We start from the raw sequence: 14,271 nt of genomic DNA, 5'->3' as shown, positions 1-14,271 counted from the left end.
TCAGTGTAGTAAATCCCAGCCACAATAAAATTACAATGCTAGCTAACAGAAATAATATATATCATGGCATGCTACTTTTTTGCACTATGTTCTTGATCTTGCTGCGATCGCCACAGGCAGCCCAAGCAAATCCTGAGCAGCAACCCGAACACACTACCACTGAATTGGAGCAAGACGAGCCACCGACCTTTGGCAAAAGGGGAGAAAAACGCTGGTATTTCCAAGGAGCTTTTGCCACGACCCTAGACGATAATGAATCTGATCCGCGTCGCTTTGGGTTGGTGGGAGCGGGACTTTCTCAGTTTTTTATCAATGGCCATAGTGTGAACTTGGAGTTGAATAGTATCTATTTCAATCAACCTGGGGATGATGCTTTGGGGTTAAATTTGAATTTAATAATGCGATGGCATTTTGTTCGTCAGCAAAATTGGTCTCTTTATCTTGACGGAGGGGCAGGAATTTTGGGGACAACGAATGATGTGCCCACGGATGCGGCGAGTTTCAATTTTACGCCTCAAGTTGGTGGTGGTGCGACTATTGGGCTAGCAGATCAAAAAAGGCTGATGTTGGGCTTGCGCTGGCATCATATTTCCCATGCCGATTTGTTTGAGAATAATCCTGGACGAGACAGCATTCTGGGTTATGTTGGGTTGAATTTTTCCCGTTAGATTTAGCTAAAATCCGGATAGATCAACAATTCTAGTTAAGGATAGTGTGTAAAGCATCGATTATATTTTTCATTTCTTTTTGAGAAAGAGTTCCTAATTTACGGACTAATCGTTGTTTAGCGATCGAGCGTATTTGAAAAGTATCTGCTGCTGATCTTTTGGCTAAAGCATTCTCGGTAGTTGCTTCTAGCTGAACCATCCAGTCTCTATTTCTAAATCGCTCTTGCCATCTGTTTAAGACACTGCAACTTAAGACGCTACAACTACTGTCAATAGACATTTTTTGCCATTCAATATTTTCTCGTTAGATCTAGTTGCAATTTGGATAGATCAAACTAAGTAAAAGCATTAATTAAAAACTCTCTAAATTTGGCCTTTTCCTCTTCGGAAAGTGGAAAAGCAATACCTTTGGTCTCCTCTGGAGTTCTTTTGTTCAGAGACAAAACTTCTACCCCGACAATATTATCATCCTTATCATAGTCATAAATTATGACAGGAGAAACTTCTTCAGATTCTAAGATCTGAGTATTGAGTATCTTAAAATAAATAGCATCAGCCATTTTGTCATATTCTATTTTCATATTTTGCCCCTCATCGAACGATCAAGGAATTGTTGCTTATTTCTAGCTACAACCTAATTGTTTTTCTGAAGTACGGTTTGTGGTCTCTGGATTGGGGTAAGCAGTTTTGTTTTTATGTGCAACACCTAAAACCCTAGATCAGCTTTAGCTAATTCCGCAGCAGCAAACACCGCCTCATCTTCCGTATTTTCCCAATCATTACAACCCAACTCACTATAAAATTGCGCATCATAAGCCCGAGTTCTCACCACCACTGGCATTGGCACTGCATGACCCAATAACAAAGCTTGTTGTTTAGAATCCAACTTTGCCAGAACCGATCGCAGACCTTGTGCCCCCGAAACTCCAGTAAAGATCGCATCAATATCTTTTTCATCATTCAGCAAACAAGTTACCCTAGTTCCCACCTGCGACATCACTTCATTATCAATTCCTGAAGGACGTTGATCCACCACCAACAAAGTTACAAAATACTTCCGCATTTCCCTCGCGATCGTCCCAAAAATCGTTTGATGCACAATACTAGAATCGAGAAAACGATGGGCTTCCTCGATGGTAATTACCAACTGACGAGGACGATCCAAAGGATTTTTCGACTGTAAAAAACGATCTGCTTTTTTGACATAACTAGAATGAATCCGTCGAGTAATCATATTAGTTGCCAACATATAAGAAAGCATATTTGATTGGGAACCAAACTCGATAATTACATGTTTCCCTGCATCAAGACATTGCAAAATATGGTCAATATAATTATGGGGGCAAGCAGTCCGAATATATTTCAAATTATCGAACCGCATTAACTTGCGTTGCAGTGACATAATCGATCCAGGATGCCCTTGCTTTTCCTCACAAAACATCTTGATATCTTCATTGGTCATGTTGAGTAGACGAGTAATCCAAGCCTTACCATATTCATTGAAGAGAATATTCGCATTATCCACCGCCGCATCAGAAAGACCCAATTCTTTAGCTACAAGTTTGAGATCTTCAATTTCAATTTGTTCATAGCTCAGATACATTTCTTGTGCATCTCTAACACCCCGACGTTTAGTCGATTCAGGGTCTAAAGTATAGATTTCTACTTGTCCTGGAAATAATTGCCGCAAGCCTTTGACTGTACTGACTTGCTTCCCTTCCTTCATTGCTTCCCAACCATATTCCGAATGCATGTCAAACATCAGATTGACCGCAGCTTCTTTGCGAATAATGCCTGAAATCAGCAAACGAGTGAGAAATGATTTACCGGTTCCCGACTTGCCAAAAATACCGTTACTTCTTTCGACAAAACGATCTAGATCAATACAAATTGGGACATCCATATCTAGTGGTTGCCCAATGGAAAAATTGCGGCGATGGGGATCATCTTCCCAACCAAAAACAGAACGAAAATCCCTTTCTGTCGCTTCGTAAACCTGACTGAAATGAGCAGGAATAGTTTTGACTGGCAACAATTCTAATTCTGTCCCCTCAGCCATGCCTAAAGAGGCTAATTTATTATTTACTTCATCGAAACTGAAACTTTCTGCGCGCTCGCTTTCTGTATTGGTCGGCGTAAACATCAACATGGGAGCTAGTTCAATAGTGCCAAAGGTACCACTTCCTGCCAAAACATCCCGTAAAAATGTGTCTTCGATCGCGGGGGGATTGGCTAAAATACGATCGCTGGATGTTCCCAATGCCACATCAGTTAAAAGACAGAAAAAACGAGATCTCACCCCTTGAACCACCAGAAACTTCCCGACTCGCATATCCTCGACGGAAACATCAGGATGTAGTCTAACTTCCAATCCTTTGCTTAAAGATCCTTGAATGACCGAACCGAGAGGGATTTCTGAACTCATAAGTAATAAATAATGAGTAATGAGTAATAAGTAATAGGTAAGCTAACACAACTATTTGAGATCCAACAGCTTACAGCTTAGAGCTTTGATAGATCTAGATGATAACGATAAATGGCTACAGGGCGATCGCCTGCTGTGAAATAATCGGGATCTTGAGGTGAAAGATAAATAGCTGTGACTTGGGTTGCTTCGATGTTTTGAGGATCTATTAAATGATAATCGGAAGTGGTTTCTACTTCGTTGAGATATATTTTATTCGGAGATTTAAATAGTTGTTGGGTGACCTCTGTGGTCACAAAGCGATCGCGTGCTGGTCTCTCTGTAGCTCGTTTTGTCACTTGAGAAATAGATTTGATGCCACCTTGGAGTAGGGTTATTTGTTTATTAGGATCTTTGGGATCTACGGCAACTCGAAAAACGCTATCAGCACCTAAATAGGCTTGGGCAATGCTTTTGCCATTAAAAGTGCGATCGGCTACTACGGGGTTTTCTGTTTTAATTAAGGGAATTAGGAACCATCTTGATTGAGGAACATAATATTCCTGCCCAAATCTGACCGGAAAGATAATCGGTTCATCGATGTATTTTTGATTATCGGCAAACCCAGGGGAAACAATCTCGGGAGCTAAAGGGGCAACTTGGGTTTCCAAAATATTCGTAACTTCCCAAGTGCCTGCCATCCAATCGGGATAATATAAATCTCCTTTCGCTTCTTCTACAATTGGTTGATGATACCAAGATGGCAAATTATACTCTGCTGAATAGACAGGATTGATGCCACTCAAGAAAATTATCAGAATTAAGATTGTTTTAGTTATTTGTTTGCGCATAAAATTCATTCACACCAGGTAGAATAAATGATTAATACCCTAGACAATACTCTGGTTGCCATTGCCGAAAACTTTCAATTTCCGGGTCAAGTCGCCAAAATTCGCGAATATGGCCAGGGAAATATCAATCATACCTATCTTGTCAACTTAAATGATGATCAGGCGTTTATTTTACAACGCATCAACACGAAGGTGTTTCGGCAACCAGCATTGGTCATGGCCAATATGGGTATTCTCGGTGAGCATATTGAGCAAAAATTACAAGGGCAAGCTTTCGAGCAAGCTTTAAATAATCATCGCCGTTGGGAATTTCCGAAAATTCTGCGATCGCAAGCTGGTGCGGATCACTATATTTGCGAGGCTGGTAATTTTTGGCGGGTGATAAGTTTTATCGGTAATTCTCAATGTTTTGATGTTATTACGAATTCTGAGCAAGCCCAAGAAGTTGGTTATGGCTTGGGTAAATTTCATGCTTTGGTGAGCGATCTTCCCGTAACTAAATTGGCCGACACCTTAGAGGGTTTTCATATCACGCCAAACTATTTGCAAAACTACGAGCAGGTTCTCTCTCAAACCATTATGCCTTCTTCTTCGGAAAGTGATTATTGTCGGAAATTTATTCACGATCGCGCTGACTGGGCTAATGTTCTAGAAAATGCTAAGGCCGAAGGTATTCTGCAACTGCGCACGATTCACGGAGATCCCAAGGTTAATAATATTATGTTTGATCGCGAGCGCGGTAAGGCGATCGCTATGATCGATCTCGACACAGTTAAACCAGGTTTGGTTCATTACGATATTGGAGATTGTCTGCGATCGGGTTGCAATCTTTTGGGAGAAGAAACCAGCCAATGGCAAAAGGTTACTTTCGATCTAGAACTAGCCGAGGCTATTTTAGAAGGCTATTTTAAAATTGCCCAAGAATTTTTAACTCCTCAAGATTATGCCTATATCTACGATGCGATCGCCTTAATTACTTTTGAATTGGGATTAAGATTTTTTACCGACTATCTAGCAGGTAATATTTACTTTAAAGTCAACTACCCAGAACATAACCTTATGAGAGCCTTGGTGCAGTTTCAGCTCACAACCAGCATCGAATCTCAAGAAAAGTTACTGCGGCAAATAATTGCTCGCTATTGAGTACACTAGAAAGAGCCGATTCAATATTAATAGAAATAGTAAGGTAGACTGCGATCGTGACGAATCAAAAAGCCCTTATTCCCTTGACTGGACTGAGTTTTGTGGTGGGCCTAATTGTGCTATCTAGCCCTTCACCCATAGCAAACCAAGCTGAGAAATTTACTGTACAGGTCAATGGCGAAAACACAGGCTCAGGAACGATTATCGATCTAGATCGAGAACAAGGTAAATATACAGTGCTGACTTCTTGGCATGTTGTTAAATATCCAGGAGAATATTCCATTACGACTTTTGACGGCAAAAAACATAAAGTCAAATCCTCCACAATCAAAAATCTGCCCAATATCGATTTGGCTTTAATTGAGTTTGAAGGCAAATCCAAAAACAAACAGCCTTATAAAGTAGCAGAATTTGGTGACTCCAAAAATATCACATCAGGGGTTCCTTTATATTTATCGGGCTATCTCAACCCCGCTGGCAGAAGACCAAGACGCAATTATGTATTGCAACCTGCTCGCACCCTGAGCTTGCAATCTCTGGCAGAAGAGGGTTATCGCATAGTACATGATCGTAGATTAATTCCGGGGACTTCAGGGGGACCGATAGTTGATCGACAAGCTAATCTGGTTGGAGTGAACGGAATTCGCACCAAGGAAGGTACGAATGATCTTAGTCTTGGGATTGGCATTCCCATCCAAATTTATCAAGCGAGTCAAGACAGATTTGTCAGTGTTGAACAAGCAACAGAGCCAGAACAGTCAGATACTCCCCAGAATACAGAGAATCTGGCCTTATCATCAATTGCAGATCTCAAAACCAAACCTGCAAAAACTAAATATGAGTCGGTTTACACTTCTCCTGCGGGTCATTTTGGGGATGTGAAAACCGTTGCAATGCAAGGCGATATTATTGTTACCGGTAGTGAAGATACAACGATTAAGATTTGGGATCGTTCTTCTCGCACATTGAAAACTACTCTCATTGGGCATACAGCTCCAATTTCTGGTGTCGTAATTACCAAAAACAATACTGTTATTAGTAGTTCTCAAGATGGCACGATCAGATTTTGGGATCTCTCAACAGGAGAGGAAGAACGAGAATCCAAGAATCATCAGTCACCGGTTGATGCGATCGCCTTGAGTAAGGATGAGAGCCTCTTAATCAGTGGGGATGGAGATGGCAATGTCAAGATTTGGGATCTCCAAGATCCGAGCGCGGAACAACCCATTGAAACCAAACAAGTACATAAGGCTCGAATTTACGATCTTGCAATTACTGCCAATAATCAAATCATTGTTAGTGGCAGTGAAGATAAAACAATCAAGCTGTGGAATCGTAGCACCGAAAAAGACCCTCGGATTCTCATTGATACTAGGCTTTCGAGGCGATTAACCCGCCAAGCAATTAGAAGACAAGCCAGGAAAAGAACTGGCAAAGAAACTAAGCCTTTTAAAGTGAGTCATGAAGCTTCGGTTGATCGTCTCGTGATTAGTAATGGCAATAAAGAAGACAAAACATTTATTATCAGTGGTAGTAGTGACAATTTGATTAAAGTTTGGGATTTGGAGACAGGAGAATTAATCAGAACATTAAAAGGTCATAGTAGCTCAGTCCGAGACTTAGCCGTTACCGGAAATACTTTGGTCAGTGCTGACAACAATAATGAAACTATTAAGGTTTGGAATTTTCTCACTGGCAATCTCAAACACAGTTTTAAGAGTAACCATTACTTTTGGTTTTCTAGTATCGCGATTAGTGAGGATGGCTCTACCCTAGTTAGTGCCAGTCAAGATGAAGCGATTAAAATTAGAAACCTCAAAACAGGTAGACTTGAAACAATTAGAGATTCTATTACAGGGAAAAAAGAACATCCCTTGAGTGCTAATAGCCATTCTATTCGCACTGTTGCCATTAGCGACCATCATATTTTTAGTGCCGATCGCGATAATACGATTACTGTTAAAAATTTGGCAACGGGAGCCCTAGAATATAGTCTGGAAGGGCATAAAAATTATGTCAACAGTCTAGCTGTCAACGGGAATGTGTTAGTCAGTGGCAGCAAGGATAGAACTATCAGGATTTGGAATCTTCAAACCTGGGAATTAGAAAAGACCATCCGCAACCTTCTCGATCCGATTACCCGTAGTATTGCGATCAGTGAAGATGGTAGTAAATTAGTTACCGGAAGCTATAAGGCCATCAAAATTTGGGATTTACCCACAGGGAAATTGGAACAATTTCTGGAAGCTCATAATGATGGGGTCAATGCGATCGCAATCCAGGGAAATACAATTGTGAGTGGCGGTGGGGATAAGAGAATTAAAATAATTGACCTGGCCACAGGGGAATTAAAACATAGTTTGCCGCTAGATAAAGATCAAGAGCAAGGCCATAAGGCTTCAATCAACAGTATCGTCATTTACGAAAATAAAATCTATAGTGCTAGTTACGATAAAACCATCAAAGTTTGGGATCTCACAACAGGGGAGCTAAAACAAACCCTCACAGATCATCAAGCCGCGGTGAATGCTTTAGCAATCAGTGGCAATATCTTAGTCAGTGGTAGTCGGGACGGCGAGATCGAAACCAGAAACCTTACCACGGGTAAATTAGAAAACATTATTCAAGCTCACCCAACTTCAGTTAATACTGTTGCCATGAGCGAAGGCATAATTGTTAGTGGCAGTTCTGACAACACGATTAAGATCTGGCGCATTCCTGACGAGAACAACTCAGCGACCAATCCAGAAGCACAACAAACTTCTACTGCTACAAACAAGTAATATGCGGATGGCGAGACTCGAACTCGCATGGCGTGAGCCACACGCCCCTCAAGCGTGCGTGTCTACCGATTCCACCACATCCGCGATCGGCACAAACCAATCTATCATACTTTCGCTAAGACTCACAACATGATTTTCCTGTGAATTGATTACGGATGAAAGACAAAGTTTTAACTTTGCAAAATTTATTCAACAAGAAATAATCTCTATGATTATATTTTGAAAATTATTTTTTCTGGTTCGATAATATAGGGAAAATTGCGAATAACCTTAGAACAAAAGTTAATAAAATCAATCATCCATTGTTGAGCAAGATGTCGTTGCGAATTGTTAATCGTTTTGTTTGACATATCAGCACAAATGATTTGACCAGAGGTCTGAACTGTTAGTTTATTTAGCCAATCGGATTTTGGACGCGAAGATTCCCAATTTTTCGCAGTGATTATTGGTCCAAAATAGCGACTTCCATAATTAGTTAGGTAATTAAATTTTTCAAGCAATTCTTCGATACCAATCTTGGCATCTATACACATATTAGAACTAATAGGATCAAAATCATCAGAAGCAAAGTGAGTTTGTCGACTATAATAGGCGCCATCGAGAATTGCATCTTCCAGGTCTGCTCCTCTGAGATAAGCATCGCTTAGATCTGCTCTTTCTAGGGTGGCTCCTCTCAAAATAGCTGCATCTAGACTGGCTTTTCGCAAATCGACATCGCGTAGACTCGCAGCGATTAGAGAACTACAAGCAATGTTTGATCCATGAAAAAAAGCACCGTCTAATTTAGCTCTATCTAATTTAATAAAGTTGATGTTAGCCTTCTTAAGATTAGCTCCATAAAGAGTGGCATCACTTAAGTCCGAATTACTTAAATCTGCTTCTTTAAGACTAATATATCTTAAATCAGCGTTTTTCAAGCTGACTCCCCGCAGAGAAATCTTGTCAAAATTTCTTTGTCCTGAGGCGTATCTCTGTTGCAATTCATCTACTGTTAATGTATTTGTAGTTGAGTTGACAATTTTCCGTCTAAGCATAACTGAACCAAAAGTTAAAGATAATTCATTTGCGACTAAATCAATCTTCTGTCTTCCTAGATATCTCTAAGCTAAACGGACTAGGTGAAAAAATCAGGGAGATAATCGGGAAGAAATCGAGAAGTTTTTAGCTCAGACAAATTCTTCCAGTGGGATAGAGACGATGAATTGAGAGCCTTTTCCCAAATCACTCTGGACGACGATTTTACCTGCATACAAGTCCAAACATCTTTTCACAACTGTTAATCCAACTCCTGAGCCTGCAATGTGGTCTGTGTTGGCACTTCGATAAAAACACTCAAAGATATGAGCTTTGTCCACGGCGGGAATCCCTATTCCGTAATCTTGAACAATTAAATATACTGCTTGAGCTTCAACTATGACTGTCAAGTCAACTGTAATTTCGGTCCCTCGAGAATATTTTGCCGCATTGTCTAGTAGATTAATTAAAATCGGTAATATCAGGCGTTGATCTAGCAAAATATTGTTGCTATTGCCTTTAAAAGTAAAGTTAATAGTAATATCATTCTGAAATCTTTCCTCGATTTCTTTAATAACGTCTAAGCATAATTTCTGCAAATTTAGGGAAGTAAGCTCTAGTTCTATAGTTGAAGTTGTAGTTTTGGCAATAGTTGCATTCTGCAGGAAATATTCGATTTTTGATCTGGGTCTTGAGTTTATTTGTTGAATATTAATCCTAGAGAAAAGGGAGGTCTCTAATATATTCATAACTTGGCCTTGAATTTACAATTTGATATTTCCAGCGTAAAAACATCGGGGGCAAAAAGTAGGTAGATAATCGGGAAGAAATCGGGAAATTTTTAATTGTCGGATTTGAGACGATAGCCTAAACCGCGAATTGTTTCAATAAAATCATCAGGCATTCCAACTATTCTCAGTTTTTTTCTCAGGTATTTGATGTGAGCCTTAACTGCCTCTTCACTTGGGACATCACCCGTTGCCCAAAGATGACTAATAATTGCTGGGCGACTTAATAATCGTTTGCCACTGCGCAGAAATAGTTCAAGTAAAGCAAACTCTTTCGGGGTAAGGTCTAAGTTTTTCTCGTTGTATGTGACTTCGTGACTGCTAGGGTTTAAAATCAAATCTCCCCACACAAGGTTCGTCTCAGCAGCAACCTTCCCACGTCTCATTAAGGCCCGAATTCTCGCCATCAATACTATTATATTGACTGGCTTGACCATATAGTCATCAGCCCCAGCATCCAAACCAATTACTTTGTCAATGTTCGCATCCCGAGCTGTGATCATCAAAATGGGGACTGTATAGCCACGGGAGCGTAAACGTTGACATAATTTAATCCCATTTAGCTTCGGCAGATTAACATCAAGCAAAATTGTACTATAATTCCCCCTAATAGCTTGTTCCCAGCCCATTTCTCCATCATGGACAACATCAACGATATAACCATAATCACTTAAGGATTCTACTAGTACTTCAGCTAAACAAATATCATCCTCAATTAAAAGAAGTCTCATAAAAAAAATTTTGGAAAGCAACTATAAACAAGAAAGTGAATTATAAATTGGATTTTTAAGATCTTCAATTCACTACTATTGAGTCTTGTAAATTAAATGGAATCGCAATAACAAAGGTTGTTCCCTTTTGGGGTTTACTATCACAGATGATTGTTCCGCCTTGTAAATCAACATATCTTTTTACTATGGCTAATCCTAATCCTGTTCCCTCGATTCTGCCAACATTATTGCCTCGACAAAATGCTTCAAACAAATGTGTTTGTTTATCTTCAGGGATGCCAATTCCTTGATCTTGAATGGTAAATAATACTGATTCAGCTTGTAATTTCACCACAAAGTTTACTTTTTGTCCTTGAGGTGAATATTTAACAGCATTAGAAAGAAGATTCATTAAAATTGAATATAAGAGTTTTTCATCTAGATAAACCTCATCATTGCAATATCCCTCGTAAACAAAAGATATTGCACAATCTTCTGACATTTGGGTTTTGATTGCTTCTAAAATATCCTGACAAAATTGCTTTAAATTGAATTTTTTTTGTTGGAGCTCTAGTTTTTCGGTTTCGGCTCTAGCAAGCATTAACACATCCGTCAGCATCTGAGTTATTTTGAGGGCAGAATCCTTAATTCGGTTAATATTACGTATTTTTTTTGCGTTAAGCCATTCAGGTTCAGAGTTTTCCAAAATTTGAGTGGCTAAAGTAATAATGCTCAGAGGAGTCCGAAATTCATGGGAAGCCATAGAAAAGAAGCGTAGTTTGAGTTCGCTCATTTTCTTTTCTTGCTCTAAAGCCTGTTTTATTTCTTTTATTTTCAGTCTTTCAGTAATGTCGGTGACGGTTCCGATATATCCGATGATGCTGCCATCACTCGTTGTTTCAGCGATCGCATTTACATAAAACCAAGTAATCTTGTCATTAGAATCTATAAACCGAGACTCAGAACTAAAGGACAGATTATGCTGAACAGCTTGCTGCCATTCCGTGAAAAGGCGATCACGATCCTCAGGATGTAAAGTCTTGGTCCAACCCTGTCCAGCGGCTTCTTCCGCTGTTATGCCCGCAATTTTACACCAGTATTGATTTACGTAGTAGCAGTTTCCCTCAATATCGGTTAGAAATATGCCTACAGGAGCCGTTTCGGCAAGAGTTGCCCAACGTAGCTGGCTCTTCTGTAAAGAGATTTCCGCTTCTTGACGCTGCAACTCGTTTTGATGAGCAGTAATAAACTTGCCAATGCTTTGAGCCATTAATTCAATCGCCTCTATTTCTTGAATCTCAAAATTGTCAGTTTTGGGTTGGGTTGAAGAAAAATTGAGAGTGCCATAAATTTCGCCGTTAACATAGATAGGAGTACCAATATAGGACTCTAACTGTAGATTTTGATAAACAGGGTTATTTTGCATTGATTCGATATCTCCCACCCGAGGATAAGTAATCGTTCTTTTTTCTTGAACAACAGCTGTACAGTAGGTATCTTTGAGGCAAGATTCTAAGCCAACTTCTAGACATTCCAGTTGCGATCGCACAGCTTGGACGATATAAGATTTACCCTTAATCTGACCAATAACTCCAGTTGACATTGCAAACATCGAACATCCTGTGGTGAGACAGTCACTAAATAAATCATCAAAATTCTGATAGTCAGTGGTATTAATGCGATGCAGATGTTTGAGGTTTTGTCCAAAGTTGGCGAGAGCCTTGACTAAATTACTTTGGCTTAAAGCAATCGCAATCTGATCGGCGATTTGTGTTAAGAGGTCGATTTCCCAGGTAGACCAATTTCGACTAGGGAAACATCGGTGAATCACAATCACCCCCCATAATCTTTCCTGTGACAACAAAGGAATCGCCAAATTAGATTGGTCCTGAACCTGACGGAGAAACTCAAGTAAATATTGACGTCCGTCAAGCTTGTCAAGATTGAATATTCCACAAAGCCTTTCCTGCAAATACTTAATGAAGTACTCTTCATCTGAACATTCATCTAAATAGGCTTGGTCAATCACAGAATCCAATTCTGGGTTGACAGTTTCTTCAATTACGTATAAATTTCCTGGTGCTTTGAAACGTAAGATGACGACTCGGTCAGCTTCTAGTAGCTTTTGCAACTCAATAGCCGTAGTTTTTAGGATATCTTCTAACTGCAAAGACTGACGAATTTTGAGAGAGATATCTGCAAATAATTGCGATCGCAGTATTTGAGTTCTGAACTGTTTTTCTGCTAGCTTACGCTCAGTCACCTCTCGTTGTATCGCTATCCAGTGAGTATAGCAACCTTGTTCGTCCGCTACTGGATTAAGATTAATTTCAACCCAAAATTCAGAACCATCTTTACGATAGTTAATTAACTCTACTCGAACCGACTCCCAGTTTTCTAAAGCATGGCGAATTTTATCGAGTTCTGAACGTTGAGTTTTTTTCCCCTGGAGAATGCGTGGAGTTTGATTTCGCACTTCATCGGCAGTATAGCCGGTCATCCTGGTAAAAGCTTCGTTAACATAGATAATTCTTGGCCCTGGCTCATTGATCGGTTCTGCCTCAGAAATCAAAATTACATCATTGGCATTAACTACAACTGATTCGAGAAGTCTTAACCTTTCATCCATTGCCTGGTGCTCCGTAATATTTAGTATGTAAACCAATCATCTTTAAAGAATCTCTAGCTTCCCAAAAGAGAGCGTTTCCTCGATCTAAAATTAATTTTATCTTTTAATTTAGTTATCAATTCACAGATGATTTATGATTTTAAGCATAATATTTAAGCTTATAAATTTCATAAACAATAATTAAAATAAGCATTTGTAAGTAATAGTAATTATCATGGTATTAAAAACCACATATTAGTTTAAATCAAAATTTCGTAAAAATACCCAAGAAAATTCAAGAAGCAAAAGTTACGATCAAAAAAAGCCATAATTACCTTAAAGGGAATAACTCTCTGTGCATCCGAATAACAATATTTCTGTTCTTGAATTCTGTCAACAATATTCCTCAGGAAAAAGACAATTTCCTAAAGCACGACTTCAAAAAGCAGATCTTAGAGATAACTCTTTGCGCAATGTTGATTTGAGAGAGGCAGACCTAAGTTATACCAACTTCAAAAATGTTGATTTGAGTGACGCTGATTTGAGAGCATCTTCTTTGATTAGAGCAGAACTTAGTGGGGCAAATCTCAGCAGAACAAATCTTTCTGGCACTGATTTAAGCAGAGCTAACCTTGCTACAGCCCAACTAATAGAATCTAATTTATTCGGATCTTGTCTCAATAAAGCTTGCCTAACTGCCGCAAAATTAGTCAAAGTTAATCTTGGTTATGCCAACTTAACTGGAACTTACTTAATCGGAGTTAATCTAAGTGAAGCCAACCTAGTGGGAGCTATTTATGATAATGAAACAATTTTCCCTCCTAATTTTGATCCCGTAAATGCGGGGATGCTACAAGACCAGACTATCGAACAATTATTAGCTCAGTTTAACCATATCTGCCAATATAGCAATCGTTATTTAGGCAATATAATGACTGCTAAATATTTACATTCTTCTCGCCCGAATTTTGATTGGTTAGAGCAGTTTCAAATAAGTAAATCTAATCAGATATCTTTTGAAGGAGTTATGGAAGATTCTATTAGTCAGACACAATTACTTTGGTTTTACAAATGGATACAATCTTTTATTGACTTATGCTCGCAAATAGTCAAAGATTTTGCGAAATTAATTGTTTAAAAAATAAAATTCATGCGTAAAAATACGATAAATCAATCTGTATTTCAATAGAAAAATGCTTGTAAATACAGAGGCACTATCAAATTTTTTGTTCTAAGTTAATAACCTAAGACTCTGGTTAAATAACGATAGACTCTGGCTAAATAACGATACAAATCACTTAG

At 39.1% G+C, this 14,271-nt stretch carries 12 protein-coding genes and 1 tRNA gene; 4 read left to right on the top strand and 9 right to left on the bottom strand.

The features are described from left to right. The first annotated feature begins 35 nt into the window (after positions 1-35). Positions 36-668, top strand: a complete 633-nt coding sequence (locus tag XEN7305_RS26010) for an acyloxyacyl hydrolase (protein ID WP_238569049.1) — start codon at positions 36-38, stop codon at positions 666-668. Between the two features lie 31 nt (positions 669-699). Here the strand turns inward: XEN7305_RS26010 and XEN7305_RS27975 are convergent, their stop codons facing one another. The 4 genes from XEN7305_RS27975 to XEN7305_RS25990 form a co-directional block, all read right to left on the bottom strand. Beyond that, on the bottom strand, positions 700-948 hold the full coding sequence (locus tag XEN7305_RS27975) for a type II toxin-antitoxin system PemK/MazF family toxin (RefSeq protein ID WP_006512546.1): 249 nt from the start codon (positions 946-948) through the stop codon (positions 700-702). A 55-nt stretch (positions 949-1,003) separates the two neighbouring features. Next, the gene (locus tag XEN7305_RS26000; RefSeq protein ID WP_006512545.1) at positions 1,004-1,249 is read right to left on the bottom strand and encodes a DUF2283 domain-containing protein; all 246 of its coding nucleotides are present in this window, start codon (positions 1,247-1,249) and stop codon (positions 1,004-1,006) included. A 125-nt stretch (positions 1,250-1,374) separates the two neighbouring features. Continuing rightward, positions 1,375-3,093 (bottom strand): ATP-binding protein, encoded by a 1,719-nt coding sequence (locus XEN7305_RS25995; RefSeq protein WP_006512544.1) that lies wholly within the window; start codon positions 3,091-3,093, stop codon positions 1,375-1,377. Positions 3,094-3,170: 77 nt separating this feature from the next. Then, complete coding sequence (locus tag XEN7305_RS25990; RefSeq protein WP_006512543.1) at positions 3,171-3,923, bottom strand: DUF6816 family protein; 753 nt, start codon at positions 3,921-3,923, stop codon at positions 3,171-3,173. A gap of 27 nt (positions 3,924-3,950) precedes the next feature. On the opposite strand from XEN7305_RS25990, the gene XEN7305_RS25985 reads away from it, so the two are divergent. Both XEN7305_RS25985 and XEN7305_RS25980 read left to right on the top strand, forming a co-directional pair. Continuing rightward, positions 3,951-5,066, top strand: coding sequence for a phosphotransferase enzyme family protein (locus XEN7305_RS25985; protein WP_006512542.1), 1,116 nt, complete (start codon positions 3,951-3,953; stop codon positions 5,064-5,066). Positions 5,067-5,122: 56 nt separating this feature from the next. Then, a complete protein-coding gene (locus tag XEN7305_RS25980; RefSeq protein ID WP_006512541.1) occupies positions 5,123-7,849 on the top strand; it encodes a trypsin-like peptidase domain-containing protein in 2,727 nt (908 codons plus the stop codon). Positions 7,850-7,851: 2 nt separating this feature from the next. Here XEN7305_RS25980 and XEN7305_RS25975 read toward each other — a convergent pair. The 5 genes from XEN7305_RS25975 to XEN7305_RS27160 all read right to left on the bottom strand — a co-directional run bounded on the left by XEN7305_RS25975 (position 7,852) and on the right by XEN7305_RS27160 (position 12,990). After that, a tRNA-Leu gene (locus XEN7305_RS25975) sits at positions 7,852-7,933 on the bottom strand. 128 nt (positions 7,934-8,061) lie between these two features. Then, complete coding sequence (locus tag XEN7305_RS25970) at positions 8,062-8,883, bottom strand: pentapeptide repeat-containing protein (RefSeq protein ID WP_006512540.1); 822 nt, start codon at positions 8,881-8,883, stop codon at positions 8,062-8,064. A 132-nt stretch (positions 8,884-9,015) separates the two neighbouring features. After that, positions 9,016-9,612, bottom strand: a complete 597-nt coding sequence (locus XEN7305_RS25965; protein ID WP_006512539.1) for a sensor histidine kinase KdpD — start codon at positions 9,610-9,612, stop codon at positions 9,016-9,018. Positions 9,613-9,704: 92 nt separating this feature from the next. Continuing rightward, complete coding sequence (locus tag XEN7305_RS25960; RefSeq protein WP_006512538.1) at positions 9,705-10,382, bottom strand: response regulator transcription factor; 678 nt, start codon at positions 10,380-10,382, stop codon at positions 9,705-9,707. A gap of 64 nt (positions 10,383-10,446) precedes the next feature. Then, positions 10,447-12,990 carry a PAS domain S-box protein gene (locus XEN7305_RS27160; RefSeq protein ID WP_006512537.1) on the bottom strand — a complete coding sequence of 848 codons (2,544 nt, stop codon included), beginning with the start codon at positions 12,988-12,990 and terminating at the stop codon, positions 10,447-10,449. Between the two features lie 334 nt (positions 12,991-13,324). On the opposite strand from XEN7305_RS27160, the gene XEN7305_RS25950 reads away from it, so the two are divergent. Then, positions 13,325-14,107, top strand: coding sequence for a pentapeptide repeat-containing protein (locus XEN7305_RS25950; RefSeq protein ID WP_006512536.1), 783 nt, complete (start codon positions 13,325-13,327; stop codon positions 14,105-14,107). The last annotated feature ends 164 nt before the right edge of the window (positions 14,108-14,271 follow it).

It is taken from the genome of Xenococcus sp. PCC 7305, assembly GCF_000332055.1.
GTDB lineage: Bacteria > Cyanobacteriota > Cyanobacteriia > Cyanobacteriales > Xenococcaceae > Xenococcus.
The sequence above is the reverse complement of the archived record's forward strand: the minus strand, read 5'-3'. Positions and strand labels throughout refer to the sequence as shown.

Coding starts and splice junctions, on each gene's coding strand:
- XEN7305_RS26010 (WP_238569049.1), top strand. CDS start 36: ATGCTAGCTAACAGAAATAATATATATCATGGCATGCTACTTTTTTGC.
- XEN7305_RS27975 (WP_006512546.1), bottom strand. CDS start 948: ATGTCTATTGACAGTAGTTGTAGCGTCTTAAGTTGCAGTGTCTTAAAC.
- XEN7305_RS26000 (WP_006512545.1), bottom strand. CDS start 1,249: ATGAAAATAGAATATGACAAAATGGCTGATGCTATTTATTTTAAGATA.
- XEN7305_RS25995 (WP_006512544.1), bottom strand. CDS start 3,093: ATGAGTTCAGAAATCCCTCTCGGTTCGGTCATTCAAGGATCTTTAAGC.
- XEN7305_RS25990 (WP_006512543.1), bottom strand. CDS start 3,923: ATGCGCAAACAAATAACTAAAACAATCTTAATTCTGATAATTTTCTTG.
- XEN7305_RS25985 (WP_006512542.1), top strand. CDS start 3,951: ATGATTAATACCCTAGACAATACTCTGGTTGCCATTGCCGAAAACTTT.
- XEN7305_RS25970 (WP_006512540.1), bottom strand. CDS start 8,883: ATGCTTAGACGGAAAATTGTCAACTCAACTACAAATACATTAACAGTA.
- XEN7305_RS25965 (WP_006512539.1), bottom strand. CDS start 9,612: ATGAATATATTAGAGACCTCCCTTTTCTCTAGGATTAATATTCAACAA.
- XEN7305_RS25960 (WP_006512538.1), bottom strand. CDS start 10,382: ATGAGACTTCTTTTAATTGAGGATGATATTTGTTTAGCTGAAGTACTA.
- XEN7305_RS27160 (WP_006512537.1), bottom strand. CDS start 12,990: ATGGATGAAAGGTTAAGACTTCTCGAATCAGTTGTAGTTAATGCCAAT.